Below are 14,151 nucleotides of genomic sequence, written 5' to 3'. Positions count from 1 at the left end.
CCGCGCGGCGGCGCCGCGGGGCTGAGGCGCGTCGCGCCCGCGCGCCGGGACGCGGGACACACCAATCAAGATTATATAGCAAAACCTTAGACCGATGCCCCCGCCAGGACATCGGCGGATCAGGCGTGCCCGGCGCTGGCGGACAGGGTCAGCGGGTCCACCCCCAGCGAATGCAGCGCCGCGCCCCATTTCTCGCTGTCTTCCAGATCATAAACCAGCGCCGCCTCGGCTTCGGCGGTCAGCCAGCCATTGGCGGCGATTTCCGATTCCAGCTGTCCGGGCCCCCAGCCGGAATAGCCCAGCATCATCAGCGCCCGCTCGGGCCCGGTGCCGCTGGCGATATCTTCCAGGATATCCAGTGTCGCGGTCATGCAGAATTCATCGCCAATCGCCAGGGACTGGATTTTCGAGCTGTAATCGCCGCTGTGCAGGACAAATCCGCGCGAGCCTTCGACCGGACCGCCGAAATACACCGGCCCGTCCCCCGAAGCGGTCTCGGCCTGGATCGAGAGCTGCTCGAACAGGTCGGCAAGCCGCACATCCTGTGCGGGCTTGTTGACGATCAGCCCCATCGCGCCCTTCCGATTGTGGTCGCAAACGAAGACCACCGAGCGTTCGAACCGCGGATCACCCATGCCAGGCATCGCGATCAGCAGTTTTCCGGTCAGATTCATACCTGCATCCTTCCAGACCCATTCACACTTGTCGAACGGAAATCACAGGTTCAACATGGCGACGCCCATGGAAAACCGCAAGCACCTCGGCAACAGCCGGTAAATCCTTCATTCCGTTGACCTGAACGTGACTTGGCAATCCCGCGCCACCGGCACATTTAAAGCGCATGATCAAGACCAAGTTCCTTCCGCTTGTGCTGTGCCTGGCGCTTTCCCCGCTCCACGCGGCGGCGCAGACCTCGGTTGACGAGGTGGTGCGCCTCGACGTGCTCGATGGCGGACAGACCGCGCGCGGCACCTATCTGGCGGCCTTGCGGTTGACCCTGCAGGACGGGTGGAAAACCTATTGGCGCGCCCCGGGCGAGGCCGGCATTCCGCCGCAGTTCTCCTGGGCAGGGTCGCAGAATGTCGCTGCCACGGCGATCACCTGGCCCACGCCGCATGTCTTCGATCAGAACGGGATGCGCTCGATCGGCTACAAATCGCAGCTGGTCCTGCCCATCGAGATCACGCCGAAACAGGCCGATCGGCGCGTGCGGCTGCGTGGCGAGATGCAGCTGGGCGTCTGCCGCGAGGTTTGCATCCCCGCCGAGCTGCGCTTTGACCGGGCGCTTGACGCCGGGGCGGGACGGAATCCGGCCATCGCCGCGGCGCTGGCGGCCCGGCCCTATTCCGCGCCCGAGGCCGGGGTGACCTCGGTCACCTGCCGGACCGAGGCGGCAGAGGGCGGTCTGAAGCTGACCGCGCATATCGCCATGCCCCCGGCCGGCGGGGCGGAATATGCGGTGATCGAACCCGGCCATCCCGAGCTCTGGGCGTCGGAGGCCGAAGTGTCGCGCGATGGCGCGGTGCTGACCGTGGCCAGCGACATCTCCAAACCCGGCGGCGGCGCCTATGCGCTGAACCGCTCGGCCCTGCGCATCACCGTTCTGGGCCAAAGCCACGCGGTTGACATCCGGGGCTGTTCCGCCGACTGATCCCGGGTCATGACCCGCAAACCCGTTCTTGGCGCCATCGCCGTTGTGCTGCAGGGCGAACACGTGCTGCTGGCGCGGCGCCGCAACCCGCCCGATGCCGGGCTGTGGGGGTTTCCCGGTGGCCATGTGGAATGGGGCGAAACCGCGCTGCAGGCGGCGGTGCGCGAATTGCAGGAAGAAACCGGCATCATCGCCGAGCCGCAGGGTTACCTGACCAATGTCGACGTGCTGCGCAGCGGCCCTGACGGGCAGGTCGACGTGCATTACCTGCTGACCGCCGTGCTGTGCAGCTATGTCGAGGGCCAGGCGCAGGCGGCCGATGACGTGGCCGAGGTACGCTGGGCCACTTTCGGCGAGGTCGAGGGCGCGGCCCTGCCGATGAGCGCGCGGGTGGCCGACATCCTGGCCCTGGCGCGGCGGGTGTCAGCGCCGATAAGCTGAGTCCAGCGCGGTCGGGTCAGCGCCGGTCAGATAACGGCCCAATGTCCAGATATTGCGCAGACCGCGGCGCAGCCACCCGGCACGCAGATAGCGCTCGGCGCCGGTCAGCGCCCGCGCCGGCAGCCGGGTCAGCGGCCGGTCCAGCGCCCGCACCAGCGCCACATCTTCCATCAGCGGCTGATCCGGATAGCCGCCGGCGCGCTGGTAATCCTCGGCCGAGATCAGCAGCCCCTGATCGCCATAGGGCAGCCCGAACAGCAGCGAGCGCAGATTGGCCCAGCCCGCGACCCAGGTGGGCATCAGCCCGCGGGCGCGGAATTTCAGCCGGAAATAGGCCGGCCCCTCGGCCGTTTCCAGGTGATCGGCCACGACCTGCGCCCAGCCCGGTTCAAGAATGGTATCGGCGTGGATCACCAGCAGCCATGTGCCGCGCGCCACGGCCGCGCCCCGGCGCAGCTGCCCCCCGCGCGAGGCCGGCCCCCGGACCAGCACCGCGCCCGCCTCGTCGGCGATATGGCAGGTGGCGTCCTGCGATCCGCCGTCGGTCACGATCAATTCCTTGATCAGCCCGGCCATCAGCCCTTCGATCAGCGCTTGCAAGCAACCCGGCAGGGTCTTTTCGGCATCTAGGGTTGGTACGATGACACTGATAGTCGCAGTCAAACGTGAGTTCCCTGTTCATCCCCTCGCGTCTTCCTATATCACAGGGCGCAAGACTGGAAGGAGCATGTCCATGGCCACGCGGCGAATCCTGAGGCTGACCGGCACGGAGACCGATGATTTCCTGCAGAACCTGGTGACCAATGATATTGGCGGGCTGCAGCGGGGATTGGTCTATGCCGCGTTGTTGACGCCGCAGGGCAAGTATATCGCGGACTTTTTCCTGAAGCGCGACGGCGACAGCATCCTGCTGGACGTGGCCGCGCCGCTGGCCGACGACCTGGTGCGCCGCCTGACCATGTACAAGCTGCGCGCCAAGGTCGAGATTGCCGAGACCGGTCTGCACCTGCATCGCGGCACCGGCCCGGCGCCCGCAGACGCCCTGCCCGACCCGCGCCATCCCGACATGGGCTGGCGCGCCTATCGCACCGAACCCGAAAGCGATGACGGCAGCAACTGGGACGCGATCCGCGTCGCCCATTGCATCCCGGAATCGGGGATCGAACTGACCCCGGACACCTTCGTGCTGGAGGCCGGGTTCGAGGCGCTGAACGGTGTCGATTTCCGCAAGGGCTGTTACGTCGGGCAGGAGGTGACGGCGCGGATGAAGCACAAGACCGAGTTGCGCAAGGGGCTGCGCCGGGTCGAGATCGACGGGCCGACCGCGCCCGGCGACGAGATCCTGAGCGACGGCAAGGCCGCCGGCACCGTGTTCACCCGCTCCGGCAACCGCGCCATCGCCTATCTGCGGCTGGACCGGGCGCAGGGTGAGATGACGGCGGGCGAGGCGACGCTGCGCCTGATCTGAGGCGCGGCGCTCCGGCACCCGTCCGGGGCGCGCGCCTGCGTTTGCTCAGCGGCTGGCGACGCCGCCATTACCCGTGGTGGTGGTGGTTGTCGTGGTGGTGGTCGAGGATTCGTCGTCGCCACCGCCGGCAATGGCCACCAGCAGCACGGTGGCAATGATGGCACCGGCCACCGGCGCGGTCAGCCCGGTGCCGGTAAGCGCCGAGTCAGAAGGCGAGTTCGACTGGTTTTCCGAGCTGGGCTCGCGGCAGGTCACCCGCAGCATACCGCCGCCGACATAGGTGGCCGACACCAGCGTGCCGGCGCCGCAGGCCATCCGCCCGCGCGCCTCGGCCAGGGCCGGGCCTGTCTGTGCGCTGGCCATCACCGGGGCCATCGCCATGACCGCCCCCGTTGCGACGCTTGCAAACCATGCTTTCATCTTTTCACTCCCCTGATCCCGGGCCGGCCCTTGCCAGGGCACGCGATTCCAACTTCGCGTCTTCAGCCTCATACGAAAATCCTACGCGGATCAACGGTGTCGCGCTATGCCGGGGTTGCAGCGGCCAAGTTCCGCACAGTGGCCGAGGGCGTGGTGACGGGTTTCCGCCGACCGCGCCGCCCGACCGCGGCAGGTCGCGCAAGCCCTTTGAACCGTAATGGGTTCTGTGCTTCTATGTTCCCGAAGCCGCCAGGAGATGTGATTATGCTGCCACTTGTCCGACTTTCCGCGCTTGCCCTGACCGCCCTGCCCCTGTCCGCACTGCCCGTGGCCAGCCCCGCCCAGACCCCGGCCGGCGCGCTGATCACGCTTGTGATGCCGGCGGGCGAATTCGGTTCGGATAAGTTCACCGACGTGATCGTCAATACGCTGGGCGCAGCCCAACAGTTCTGCGGTGCGGTCGACCAGGCCTATCGCGTCGACTGTCTGGCCGAACGCCTGGGCAATATGGCCAATGGCATTCCTTCGGGCACCGATTATGCCGAGGTGAAAGAAATCCTGAACGCCGCCTCGCGCGACATGTCCTCGCTGGTCAATGCCAATCGCGACGCGGCGCGTCCGCGCCAGAACGTCCGCACCGCCGGCGCCGGTGCGCAATCCACCACCCGGCCGCTGACGCCGATCCGGCAGACCTCGCTGGCCCAGGTCAGCGCCGATGCCGCGGCGATTCTGGACCGGACCGAAACCATCCTGCTGCGCAGCCCCGATGACGAAGGCGGCAAGAAACAGCATTACGCCCGTATCGCCTCGGCGCTCGGGTCGAACAAGACGCTGCTGCGGTCGAGCTGAGCCGGCTCGGCCCGGCCCGGTCAGGCCCGGTTAGGCGCGTTCGGAATATTCCATGGTTTCGGTGTTCACGATGATCATCTCATCGGGCCCGACAAAGGGCGGCACCATCACCTTGACCCCGTTGTCCAGGATCGCCGGCTTGAACGAATTTGCCGCGGTCTGACCTTTGACCACCGGCTCGGTCTCGACCACCTGGCAGGTCACCTTCTGCGGCAGGGTGGCGTTCAGCGCCTCTTCCTGGTGGAATTCCACCACGATGGTCATGCCGTCCTGCAGGAACGGGCGGCGGTCGCCGAGGATTTCGGCCGGCAGTTCGACCTGTTCGTAGGTCTCGGTATCCATGAACACCAGCATGCCGTCATTTTCATAGAGGAACTGCTGGTCCTTCTGCTCCAGACGCACCCGCTCCACCTTGTCGGCGCTGCGGAACCGTTCGTTCAGCTTCGAGCCGTTGCGCAGGTTGCGCAGCTCGACCTGGGCAAAGGCACCGCCCTTGCCGGGCTTTACATGGTCCACCTTCACCGCCGACCAAAGGCTGTTGTTGTGCTCCAGAACATTGCCCGGGCGGATTTCATTGCCATTGATCTTGGGCATATGATTTTACCTTCATATACGGTTGATACGTCGTTCGGCGGACCTATATCTCGCGGATGGGATCCTGACAAGACAACGATATCTCGTGTTGCAGGTGCGGAAAGCCATGCGCCAGACGCATGACAGACTTGCAACTCTGCCGTATCCGAATCGACTCTGATCCGTCATAAGGGGCTTCGCGCCGAAAAATTCAAGAGCAAGAAAAACAAGGGAAACGAGATGAAAGATTTCGTTGACGGCACCGCCTTTAACAATGAGCAAGGCAATCGTGCACGTAAACTATTTGCGGCTGTGGTATTGGCCGCACTGGATGACGCCATCGCCGATGACAAGAAATACGGCAATGGCCCTGAGCAGATCGCCCGCTGGGCCCGTTCGCGTGACGGGCGCGAGGTGCTAAGCTGCGCAGGTATCGACCCCAATGAACGGGTTGTGTCCGGTCTGATGGAGTTTGTTGGCCGTGGTGTGCGCACCTCGGTGGCTCTGTCCCGCGAAGAAAGCGAGCGCCGCAACGCGCAGCAACAGGCCGAAGCGGCCTGAACAACCTTGGGTTGACGAAAACGGCGCGTCCAACGGGCGCGCTTTTTTCGTGCCTTTACACGCCGTTGGGACCGCCATGACCCCCACGCGGGCCATCATGATCCAGGGCACCGGCAGCAATGTCGGCAAGTCGATGCTGGTGGCCGGGCTGGCGCGGGCCTGCGCCCGGCGCGGGCTGCGCGTGGCGCCGTTCAAGCCGCAGAACATGTCGAACAACGCCGCCGTCACCGTGGATGGCGGCGAGATCGGGCGCGCCCAGGCGTTGCAGGCGCGGGCCGCCGGGATCGCCCCGCATTCGGACATGAACCCGGTGCTGCTGAAACCCGAATCGGATACCGGCGCGCAGATCGTGGTGCAGGGCAAACGCCTGGGCCAGGCCGACGCGCGCGCCTATCAGCGCAACAAGACCGGGCTGTTGCCACGGGTGCTGGACAGCTTTCACCGGCTGGCGGCGCAGGTGGATCTTGTGCTGATCGAAGGCGCCGGCAGCCCGGCCGAGATCAACCTGCGCGCCGGCGACATTGCCAATATGGGCTTTGCCCGTGCCGCCGGCGTGCCGGTGATTCTGGTCGGTGATATCGACCGGGGCGGCGTGATCGCGCAGATCGTCGGCACCCAGGCGGTGCTCGACCCGGAGGATGCGGCGCAGGTGGCGGGCTTTGCCGTCAACCGGTTTCGCGGCGACCTCAGCCTGTTCGATGCCGGGCGCGACGCGATTGCACAGCGCACCGGCTGGCCCTGCCTGGGTGTGGTGCCGTGGTTTGCCGATGCCTGGCGGCTGCCGGCCGAGGATATGCTGGACATCGCTTCGCGCCCCGGCGGCGCCTGCAAGGTGGTGGTGCCGAAACTGCCACGGATGGCGAATTTCGACGACCTCGACCCGCTGGCCGCCGAACCCGGCGTGACGGTGGAAATCGTCGAATCCGGCCGCGCCCTGCCCGGCGATGCCGATCTGGTGTTGATCCCCGGCAGCAAGACGACGCTGGGCGATCTTGCCGCCTTCCGCGCCGAGGGCTGGGATATCGATCTGGCAGCGCATCTGCGGCGCGGCGGCCACGTGCTGGGCCTGTGCGGTGGCTATCAGATGCTGGGGCGGCACATCTCGGACCCTGACGGTGTCGACGGCCGGCCCGGCGAGGCCGAGGGGCTGGGCCTGCTGGATGTGGAAACGGTGATGGGCGGGACCAAACAGGTCCATCTGCGCCAGGCCACTGCCCTGCCGGGGGGCGAGCCGGTCTCTGGCTATGAGATCCACATGGGCAAGACCGCGGGCCCGGATTGCGCCCGCGCCTGGCTGTCGGTTGCGGGCCGCCCAGAGGGCGCGGCCTCGGCCGATGGGCGGGTGATGGGATGTTATATGCACGGGCTGTTCAGCTCGGATGCGTTCCGGGCGCAATTTCTCGCCCGTCTCGGCCATCGGTCAGAAACGGCGTACGAAGACGGGGTCGAGGCGGTTCTGGACCGCCTCGCCGAGCATCTGGAACAGTATCTGGAAATTGACCGCCTGCTGTCGCTGGCGGCCCCGGTTCATTCGAGGTTCTGAGCCGTCAGCGCGCGGTGAATCTCCCGCCGCACCAGCTTGCGCACGTTGCGGGTGATCCGCTCGCCCAGCGCGCCCTGCAACTCCTGGCGCACGATATCGGCCACCAGTTCGCGCAGCGAGTCCTCGTCCAGAACGGTTTCGTCGGCCGTCAGATCAACCGGCGCGTCTTCTGCCTCGGCTGCTGCGGCGGCGGTCACAACCGGTTCCGGTTCTGCCGCCTCTTCCGCTGCCTGCGCGGGCTCGGCAGCGTCGGTTGCGGCGACCTCGGGAGTTTCGACCGCCGGCGCTTCGGCCGCGTCGTCCACGTCCGGCGATTCCGGCGTGTCGTCTTCCACCTCGGCAAATTCCGGCCCCAGCACCAGCGGTTCGGACGCCTCGGCCGTCGGCTCTTCGACCTCGGCCACGGTGTCTTCCGTCACCACCTCGGCCGATGCTTCGGCTTCGGTCGCTTCGGGTTCGCCTACCTCCGCGGCGCTTTCGGCGCCGGGCAATTCCGCCGCTTCCGCGCCCTCTGCCGCGTCAGAGGCTTGCACCTCTTCGGCGTCGCCGGTCTGATCTTCGTCCTCCGAGGCCATGTCTTCCAGTTCGGAAGCCAGCGCCGCCTCGGCATGAGCCTTGGCCAGTTCGGCCACCTGCGCGATCGATTCGGCCACCGCCTGGCGCGCCTCGTCTTCCGAGATCACCAGCTTGCCGGAATCTTCGCCGCGCGGCGTATCTGCCGAAGCGGATTTCCCAAGTTGCAACACAGGCTCGTCCCGCGGGCCGGCGCCCGTGTCGCGGGCCTCGGCCGCGGCTTTGCGCACTTCGGCAACCCGGTCCTTCCAGGGGATGGTGTTGACCGGCAGGCCGGCGTAATCGTCACCGACATCGCCATCCGGTTCCCACTGTTCCTGCTTGCGGGCAATCGCCGCCTCAAGCGCCTGAATCTTGGCGCTGAGCGTATCGCTTGCGCTCAGCCCCTGGCTGCGCCGGGCCTCGGCGCGAACGGCTTGTTCAAATCTGCCGGTCTCTCTGAACTCCACGGCAGCCCGCTCCTCCTGCTTCACCCCATCATCCGGCAGGTCTTCCGCCTCGGAAGACATTGCCGTGCGTTCGCTTTCTTGCTCTTCGTTATCTTGGTCGCCTGCATCCGGGGTGACCCCGGCCTCCGGCCCTGCGGCGGTGTCATCAGCCCCGGTCTCCGGTTCGGTAGCCTCCGGAATGGGCTGTGCAGCCGCCTGATCCCCGGCGGTGTCGGCGACACGCTCAGACTGGGGTGCGGCGGTTTCCGCTGCGCCATCCTCGTCAGCGGATCCCTGCTCCGTCAACCCGGAGGTCGCAGCTGCATCGTGCAGTGTGGCTTCGGGATTACGCCAGGGTTCGCTTTTCGACCCCGATTCGAGCGGGGTTTCGCCACCCTTGTTTGCCGGCGCTTCGCTCCCGTTCGCGGCCGCGCGTCCGGCGGGCGCCGCCGGCGTTTCCGCAACGGGTTTTTGTCCGGCGGCATCACCGGCCGGGGCCGCGGCCGCGCGGGGCGGACGGCGCAGCACCCGCCTGGCGGAGCGGCGGAACTCGATTTCGTCGGCATATTCGACCGAGCTGTAGCGGGCGGTCAGCGCAAAGGGTTTCACCTCTTTGCCGCCCTTGCCCGGCTCGGGGGCCGCCGAGGCTTCGGCGGTGGCGTCAGGCGCATCGGTGGTGGCGGGTGCATCGGGTGCGGCAGGCGTATCGCTGTCATCCGACACCCGCTGCGACGGGGTCAGGACCAGGCGGTCATTGCCAGCCTTGGGCGCCGCCTCCTTGTCCTGGCGGCGCGGCGCCGAGCGCGCCTCTTCCGTCACCAAGCGACGGATCGACGACAGGACGTCTTCGATTTCCAAATTCGAAACCGGATCGGACATGCTTTTCACCGCTCTAACCTCACCAGTGTCTCTTGCGCCACCTTGAGTGGGTCACAAATTATTGTGCCAACTATCACTTCTTCCCCAATGCCTTCAGGACGCGGTCAAGCTCTCTGCCCTGCTTGCTGGTTTTCACCGGGGCGTCCTTTGCCAAGTTGTAATAAACGGTCGGATCGTAAATCTGAACAGCAAGTCCCAGTTTTTCCGCCGTCAGCAATCCTTGAGCGGAAAGCAGCTGATAGGCGGCAACCGATTCCTCGGCCCGGGCCGAGATCTGCGCGGTCTGCGCGTCCAGAAGTTCCTGTTCTGCCGACAAAACATCCAGAGTCGTCCGCGCGCCCAGCGTCGCCTCCTCGCGGATGCCCTCAAAGGCGACACGCGCGGCGCGCACCTGCTCGGCCGAGGCGGCAAGGCTGGCGCGGGCCACTTGCAAGCGCACGAAGGCGTCGCTGACATCCTGAACGACGTCCCGTTGCACCGTCAGCAGATTCGCCCGCACCGAATCGCGCGAGGCCTTGGCCCGCCGCACCTGCGCGTTCAGACCGCCGCCCTGATAGAGCCGCTGGGTCAGAGTCAGCGACAGGGTCGCGTCATTGCTGTAACCGCTGGAGCTGAGGCTTTCGGTCGACGACACATCGGCGCCCGCGGTCACGCTGGGGCCCAGCGATTTGGCCACCTGCTGCACCGTCAGCTCGGCCGCGGCCACCTGGTGCTGGGCCGCGAGAATGCTGGGATGCGAGCGTACCGCCAGCGCCTGGGCATCGGCCAGCGAGCGCGGCCCGGCGGGCAGCGAGGTGCGCCCGACCAGCTGGCCGGGCTGGCGCCCGACGGCATTGGCATATTCCGCCCTGGCGTCGGACAATCCGCCCAGCGCCGCCGACAGCGCGCTGCGCGTCGCGGCAACCCGCGATTCGGCAAGCGCGACATCGGTGCGCGTCACCTCGCCCACATCGAACCGGTCCTGCGCGGCGCGCAGTTCCTCGCCCAGCAGGCGCAGGTTGTTGCGCTGCAGGGCCACGTTTTCCGATTGCAGCACCACGTTGAAATAGGCGGCCACCGCGCGCAGCAGGATATTCTGTTCGACCGCCACCAGCGACTGCCGGGTCGCCAACACCGTTTCACGCGCCGCGTCCAGCGACAGGCGGCGCGCGCCATTGTCCCAGATCAACCAGTCCAGGCCCAGCTGCGCGGTCACCGATGTCGTGTTGGTGGTCACGCCGGCCACCGAGGAACTGCCGGTGGTCGAATAGTCGCGCTGCGCCGCGACGATGAAATCCACAACCGGCCGCAGCGTCGAGGCGGCAATCGCCACGTCTTCGTCGGCGGCGCGCAACAGGGCGCGGTTCTGCTCCAGCAGCCCGCTGGTGTTGTAGGCGCCGACCATCGCATCGGTCAGGTTTTCCGCGCGCGCCGTGCCGGGGTAAAGCATCGCCGCGATGACGACCATGCCGGCACCAAACAGCGCCTGTCGGACCGAATGTCTTGTTTTTGACCTGCTCATCCTTGCCTCCAGATGCCTTTCCCGGATGGGCCGGCTCAGCCCCCCCTCCAGACCGGCACCATTAAACAGCCTTTACGGCACTTTTTTTATCACAAGGTGAAAGCTGGCTGCTTTCCAAATCCGGGAAGCACCGGCGCCCCTGCATTGAACTCGAACCGCCAAGAAACCGTGCCGGCCGACTTATACCCGATCCTTACAGCACCTAGGGCGCCGTCCATGAACAAACATGCAATCCGGCCCCCGTCTTTCAACTGTTCTTCCAGCGTTTGTGGCAATTCCGCCACTCCGCCCTGCACCAGAATGACGTCATAGGGCCCGTGTTCGGCGGCGCCCTCGCTCAGCGGCCCGGTATGCAGGATGGCATTGTCGGCGCCGACCTCGGCAAGCAGCCCCTGAGTCTCGGCCGCGATCGACTCATCTTCTTCCAGCGCCACAACCGCCTGCGCCATGCGCGCCACCACTGCCGAGGAATAGCCATAGCCGCAGCCGACATCCAGAACCAGTTCGTCGGCCTGCACGTCCAGCCCGTCCAGCATCTTGGCCAGGGTGCGCGGCTCCAGCAGCACCCGGTCGCGGCCAATCTCGACATTGCCGCCGCTATAGGCCGCCTCGCGCAACGAGTCGGGCACGAACAGTTCGCGCGGCACGGCCAGCATCGCCTCGATAATGGGAAATTTCGTGACGTCCGAAGGGCGTACCTGGGTATCAACCATCATCCGGCGGCGGGCAGCGAAATCTGTCATGGCGGGGCTCGCATTCTCTTGTTGTCGCGCGGGTTTTGCCATATCCGCCCCGGCCCGGCAACGCCTAGCCGCATCGCCGCCGCCGCGAGAAGGCTTGCGGCACCTCTAGAGTTCGGCTAGATCGCTTTCTACACCATGGCCAGGCGAGTTGGCGGAGTGGTGACGCAGCGGATTGCAAATCCGTGTACACCGGTTCGATTCCGGTACTCGCCTCCAAAAATGCCGGGTTTTCCCCGCCTTTCCAGGATTTTTGAATTGCCCCGACCGCCCGCGAGGCGACCGGGACCAGGTGTTCAGAACGACAGGGTCGCGGCGCCTTTCTTGATCTCGTCATGCATCGCGCTGGCCCCGGTGATGACGACGCCGGGCAGCAGGTCCTCCTGGGCGTAGCCGCGCGATTTCACGCAGGGCGGACAGGCCCAGAGGGTGCCGCCGCGCGCCTGGAAATCGGCAATCAGCTGTGCCAGCGGGTCGAGCGGCGGGACGTGGGTCATCTCCTGGCCCTTGAGGCGCACCAGGTCGATGGCCGCGCTGGTGAGGAACACGAACACCGTCAGCCCGGAGGTGATCGCGCCATTGGCGATGGTGAAGGCGACGGAGGAGAGTTCGGAATCGATGCCTTTCGTCATGACAACGACGAGGCGGTCAGTTACGTTGGACATGGGTTCATCCTTTGGGAGTTGAACGGATGCGCAGGATTATGCGCGACCCTCCTTTCGGCGTCTTTGGGCCAGCGTCCAAACCGCTTGATCCCGCGTCCAAATGAAGCCCGAACCGGCCAGCTCGGGGGATGTGCTGTCCAGCCTGGTGGCGGCGGTGCGGCTGTCAGGATCGCTGCAATTCTGCTTCATGCCGGCGGGCAACTGGCAGACCGACGACGCTCCGGCGATGGCGGCACTGGCCGGCAGCGGCCCCGCCCCGATGCCGTTCCACGTTGTCACCTCGGGAAGCTGCTGGCTCAAGGTCGACACGGCCACCCATGAACTGGCGCAGGGCGACGTACTGCTGTTTCCCTTCGGTACCGGCCACCAGCTGGGCCGCGGTTGCGACGGCGCGCTGGTCGCCCCCACCCGCAGCCTGCCACCCGGCCCGTGGCGCGAGGTGCCAGTGCTGCGCCATGGCGACGGGCCGCCGGATGTCCGCCTGCTCTGCGGCTTCATCCGCTGCGACGCTTTGCGGTTCCGGCCGCTGGCCCGGCACCTGCCGAACCTGGTGCTGATCCGCACCGCCGATGACCCTGAACTGGGCTTCCTGCGCGCTGTGATCGGGCAGATGGCGGCCGAGGTCGACCGGCCCCGGCCCGGCGCGGTCTCGGTGCTGGAACGGCTGACCGAGATCGTGTTCCTGGAAACGGTGCGCCATGTCATCACCACGGCTCCGGCCGAGGCAGGCGGGCTGCTGGCCGCCCTGCGCGACCGGCGGATCGCGCGGGCCCTGGAACTGCTGCACCACGATCCGCACCGGGCGTGGTCGCTGGCCGGGCTGGCTTCGGCGAGCGCGATGTCGCGCAGTGGCCTGGCGCAGCTGTTCAAGACGGCGCTGGGCCTGTCGCCGATGCAATATCTGCGCGAATGGCGGCTGTACCTGGCCAGCGTCGAGCTTGCCTGCACCGATACCGGCATTGCCGAGCTGGCCGCGCGCAGCGGATATGGCTCGGAAGCGGCCTTCTGCCGGGCCTTTGCCCGCTGCTATCACCTGCCGCCGGGCGCCTATCGCTCAGCCCACCGGCAAGCGGTGTAAGCCGCCCGGTCCGGCAGCACGGTGACTATGATGCGCCGGGTCAGGCCGCCGGCAGCTCGCCGACAAGCTCGACGCCAAACTCCCGCGCCGCCGCCATCACCCGGTCCCAATCGACCTCAGGGTGTGCCGGCAGTCCCGGCGCCGCCGGCTGCGAAATCGCCCGGTAAAATTCGCCATGCCGCGCGGTGGTGAAAATGAGATAGCGGGCGGTATCCGACGCGATCCGGAACCCATGCACGGTGCCGCCCGGCACATGCACGAAACTATGCGCGCCGGCGGTGACGCCGGGCGCGGCGCCGATGAAAAAGGTGATCTTGCCCGCGATCACGTAAAAGGATTCCACGTCCTGGACGTGGCGATGCAGCGGCACCGTTTCGCCCTGCGCGGCGGTTTCGTCGACCACGCAGAACTGGCCGCCGGTGCTGTCCGCGGTCGCCAGGAACCGGGTGCAGATTTCACCCATCCAGCGTTGCTCGGCAGTGTCAGTCTCGCAGATATAGGCGCCCGCGCAATCGTATTGCGGGCTGCCGGACAGCGCGTTTCCCATGGCTCGCTCCTGCCTGAAGCGGTGAGGTTTTGCGAAGGGTCGAAGTGCTGCGGCGAGATTACCACGCCGCGCCGCTTCTGTCAGAGGGAATCGCCGCGGCGGCGACCGGTCAGGGCCCTTAGGCCAGCAACCACGCCCCGCCGGTGCGCTTGCAGAGGCCCTACCCCTCCAGCGCCACCGGCAGTTCCAGCCCGTGTTCCTTCAGCAGCGCGTGGCGGCGGGCGGTTTTCAGAT

General features: G+C 66.7%; 17 protein-coding genes and 1 tRNA gene. 8 read left to right on the top strand and 10 right to left on the bottom strand.

Going from position 1 to position 14,151, the window contains the following annotated elements; all coding sequences use genetic code 11:
• Positions 1-119 precede the first annotated feature (119 nt).
• Positions 120-674, bottom strand: coding sequence for a YqgE/AlgH family protein (locus tag CVM52_RS18540; RefSeq protein WP_100163925.1), 555 nt, complete (start codon positions 672-674; stop codon positions 120-122).
• 22 nt (positions 675-696) lie between these two features.
• Entirely contained in the window at positions 697-849 is a 153-nt protein-coding gene (locus CVM52_RS27025) for a hypothetical protein (protein WP_172721039.1), read from the bottom strand.
• On the opposite strand from CVM52_RS27025, the gene CVM52_RS18535 reads away from it, so the two are divergent.
• Together CVM52_RS18535 and CVM52_RS18530 are read left to right on the top strand one after the other, a co-directional pair.
• Positions 842-1,651: a protein-disulfide reductase DsbD domain-containing protein gene (locus CVM52_RS18535; protein WP_100163924.1), complete on the top strand. Its 810-nt coding sequence runs from the start codon at positions 842-844 to the stop codon at positions 1,649-1,651. The two genes, CVM52_RS27025 and CVM52_RS18535, sit on opposite strands and share 8 nt — an antisense overlap.
• 9 nt (positions 1,652-1,660) lie before the next feature.
• Complete coding sequence (locus tag CVM52_RS18530) at positions 1,661-2,092, top strand: NUDIX hydrolase (protein WP_100163923.1); 432 nt, start codon at positions 1,661-1,663, stop codon at positions 2,090-2,092.
• Here CVM52_RS18530 and CVM52_RS18525 read toward each other — a convergent pair.
• Entirely contained in the window at positions 2,075-2,755 is a 681-nt protein-coding gene (locus CVM52_RS18525) for a TIGR04283 family arsenosugar biosynthesis glycosyltransferase (protein ID WP_100163922.1), read from the bottom strand. The genes CVM52_RS18530 and CVM52_RS18525 overlap by 18 nt on opposite strands.
• Before the next feature lie 70 nt (positions 2,756-2,825).
• Between CVM52_RS18525 and ygfZ the strand changes: the two genes are divergently transcribed.
• Entirely contained in the window at positions 2,826-3,560 is a 735-nt protein-coding gene (gene ygfZ, locus CVM52_RS18520) for a CAF17-like 4Fe-4S cluster assembly/insertion protein YgfZ (protein ID WP_100163921.1), read from the top strand.
• A gap of 45 nt (positions 3,561-3,605) precedes the next feature.
• Here the strand turns inward: ygfZ and CVM52_RS18515 are convergent, their stop codons facing one another.
• A complete protein-coding gene (locus tag CVM52_RS18515) occupies positions 3,606-3,980 on the bottom strand; it encodes a hypothetical protein (protein WP_133119899.1) in 375 nt (124 codons plus the stop codon).
• 264 nt (positions 3,981-4,244) lie between these two features.
• Here CVM52_RS18515 and CVM52_RS18510 point away from each other — a divergent pair, with 264 nt between their 5' ends.
• Positions 4,245-4,829, top strand: coding sequence for a hypothetical protein (locus CVM52_RS18510; protein ID WP_100163919.1), 585 nt, complete (start codon positions 4,245-4,247; stop codon positions 4,827-4,829).
• A gap of 30 nt (positions 4,830-4,859) precedes the next feature.
• Here CVM52_RS18510 and efp read toward each other — a convergent pair whose 3' ends face one another.
• Positions 4,860-5,423 carry an elongation factor P gene (gene efp, locus CVM52_RS18505; RefSeq protein WP_100163918.1) on the bottom strand — a complete coding sequence of 188 codons (564 nt, stop codon included), beginning with the start codon at positions 5,421-5,423 and terminating at the stop codon, positions 4,860-4,862.
• Positions 5,424-5,642: 219 nt separating this feature from the next.
• Here efp and CVM52_RS18500 point away from each other — a divergent pair, with 219 nt between their 5' ends.
• Together CVM52_RS18500 and CVM52_RS18495 are read left to right on the top strand one after the other, a co-directional pair.
• Positions 5,643-5,963, top strand: a complete 321-nt coding sequence (locus tag CVM52_RS18500; RefSeq protein WP_100163917.1) for a DUF6280 family protein — start codon at positions 5,643-5,645, stop codon at positions 5,961-5,963.
• A gap of 76 nt (positions 5,964-6,039) precedes the next feature.
• Positions 6,040-7,506 carry a cobyric acid synthase gene (locus tag CVM52_RS18495; RefSeq protein ID WP_100163916.1) on the top strand — a complete coding sequence of 489 codons (1,467 nt, stop codon included), beginning with the start codon at positions 6,040-6,042 and terminating at the stop codon, positions 7,504-7,506.
• Here the strand turns inward: CVM52_RS18495 and CVM52_RS18490 are convergent.
• The 3 genes from CVM52_RS18490 to CVM52_RS18480 all read right to left on the bottom strand — a co-directional run bounded on the left by CVM52_RS18490 (position 7,491) and on the right by CVM52_RS18480 (position 11,630).
• Positions 7,491-9,386, bottom strand: a complete 1,896-nt coding sequence (locus tag CVM52_RS18490) for a hypothetical protein (RefSeq protein WP_100163915.1) — start codon at positions 9,384-9,386, stop codon at positions 7,491-7,493. The two genes, CVM52_RS18495 and CVM52_RS18490, sit on opposite strands and share 16 nt — an antisense overlap.
• Positions 9,387-9,459: 73 nt before the next feature.
• A complete protein-coding gene (locus CVM52_RS18485; RefSeq protein WP_205964985.1) occupies positions 9,460-10,887 on the bottom strand; it encodes a TolC family outer membrane protein in 1,428 nt (475 codons plus the stop codon).
• An 89-nt stretch (positions 10,888-10,976) separates the two neighbouring features.
• The gene (locus tag CVM52_RS18480; RefSeq protein ID WP_100163913.1) at positions 10,977-11,630 is read right to left on the bottom strand and encodes a protein-L-isoaspartate O-methyltransferase family protein; all 654 of its coding nucleotides are present in this window, start codon (positions 11,628-11,630) and stop codon (positions 10,977-10,979) included.
• Positions 11,631-11,772: 142 nt separating this feature from the next.
• Between CVM52_RS18480 and CVM52_RS18475 the strand changes: the two genes are divergently transcribed.
• Positions 11,773-11,846 (top strand) — tRNA-Cys (locus tag CVM52_RS18475).
• 77 nt (positions 11,847-11,923) lie between these two features.
• On the opposite strand, the gene CVM52_RS18470 is transcribed toward CVM52_RS18475, so the two are convergent.
• Positions 11,924-12,292 (bottom strand): DsrE family protein, encoded by a 369-nt coding sequence (locus CVM52_RS18470; protein ID WP_100163912.1) that lies wholly within the window; start codon positions 12,290-12,292, stop codon positions 11,924-11,926.
• Between the two features lie 100 nt (positions 12,293-12,392).
• Here CVM52_RS18470 and CVM52_RS18465 point away from each other — a divergent pair, with 100 nt between their 5' ends.
• Entirely contained in the window at positions 12,393-13,370 is a 978-nt protein-coding gene (locus CVM52_RS18465; protein WP_100163911.1) for an AraC family transcriptional regulator, read from the top strand.
• 40 nt (positions 13,371-13,410) lie between these two features.
• On the opposite strand, the gene CVM52_RS18460 is transcribed toward CVM52_RS18465, so the two are convergent.
• Positions 13,411-13,917, bottom strand: a complete 507-nt coding sequence (locus CVM52_RS18460) for a cupin domain-containing protein (protein WP_100163910.1) — start codon at positions 13,915-13,917, stop codon at positions 13,411-13,413.
• Positions 13,918-14,151 lie beyond the last annotated feature (234 nt).

The sequence above is a fragment of the Pseudooceanicola lipolyticus genome, from assembly GCF_002786325.1.
GTDB lineage: Bacteria > Pseudomonadota > Alphaproteobacteria > Rhodobacterales > Rhodobacteraceae > Pseudooceanicola_C > Pseudooceanicola_C lipolyticus.
This window is presented reverse-complemented; position numbering and strand designations above follow the sequence as displayed.

What these genes read in the sequence shown, in the direction of transcription:
- CVM52_RS18535 (WP_100163924.1), top strand. Translation starts at nt 842, where the DNA reads ATGATCAAGACCAAGTTCCTTCCGCTTGTGCTGTGCCTGGCGCTTTCC.
- CVM52_RS18540 (WP_100163925.1), bottom strand. Translation starts at nt 674, where the DNA reads ATGAATCTGACCGGAAAACTGCTGATCGCGATGCCTGGCATGGGTGAT.
- CVM52_RS18515 (WP_133119899.1), bottom strand. Translation starts at nt 3,980, where the DNA reads ATGAAAGCATGGTTTGCAAGCGTCGCAACGGGGGCGGTCATGGCGATG.
- CVM52_RS18460 (WP_100163910.1), bottom strand. Translation starts at nt 13,917, where the DNA reads ATGGGAAACGCGCTGTCCGGCAGCCCGCAATACGATTGCGCGGGCGCC.
- ygfZ (WP_100163921.1), top strand. Translation starts at nt 2,826, where the DNA reads ATGGCCACGCGGCGAATCCTGAGGCTGACCGGCACGGAGACCGATGAT.
- CVM52_RS18510 (WP_100163919.1), top strand. Translation starts at nt 4,245, where the DNA reads ATGCTGCCACTTGTCCGACTTTCCGCGCTTGCCCTGACCGCCCTGCCC.
- CVM52_RS18470 (WP_100163912.1), bottom strand. Translation starts at nt 12,292, where the DNA reads ATGTCCAACGTAACTGACCGCCTCGTCGTTGTCATGACGAAAGGCATC.
- CVM52_RS18495 (WP_100163916.1), top strand. Translation starts at nt 6,040, where the DNA reads ATGACCCCCACGCGGGCCATCATGATCCAGGGCACCGGCAGCAATGTC.
- CVM52_RS18490 (WP_100163915.1), bottom strand. Translation starts at nt 9,386, where the DNA reads ATGTCCGATCCGGTTTCGAATTTGGAAATCGAAGACGTCCTGTCGTCG.
- CVM52_RS18465 (WP_100163911.1), top strand. Translation starts at nt 12,393, where the DNA reads ATGAAGCCCGAACCGGCCAGCTCGGGGGATGTGCTGTCCAGCCTGGTG.
- CVM52_RS18530 (WP_100163923.1), top strand. Translation starts at nt 1,661, where the DNA reads ATGACCCGCAAACCCGTTCTTGGCGCCATCGCCGTTGTGCTGCAGGGC.
- CVM52_RS18485 (WP_205964985.1), bottom strand. Translation starts at nt 10,887, where the DNA reads ATGAGCAGGTCAAAAACAAGACATTCGGTCCGACAGGCGCTGTTTGGT.
- CVM52_RS18500 (WP_100163917.1), top strand. Translation starts at nt 5,643, where the DNA reads ATGAAAGATTTCGTTGACGGCACCGCCTTTAACAATGAGCAAGGCAAT.
- efp (WP_100163918.1), bottom strand. Translation starts at nt 5,423, where the DNA reads ATGCCCAAGATCAATGGCAATGAAATCCGCCCGGGCAATGTTCTGGAG.
- CVM52_RS18480 (WP_100163913.1), bottom strand. Translation starts at nt 11,630, where the DNA reads ATGACAGATTTCGCTGCCCGCCGCCGGATGATGGTTGATACCCAGGTA.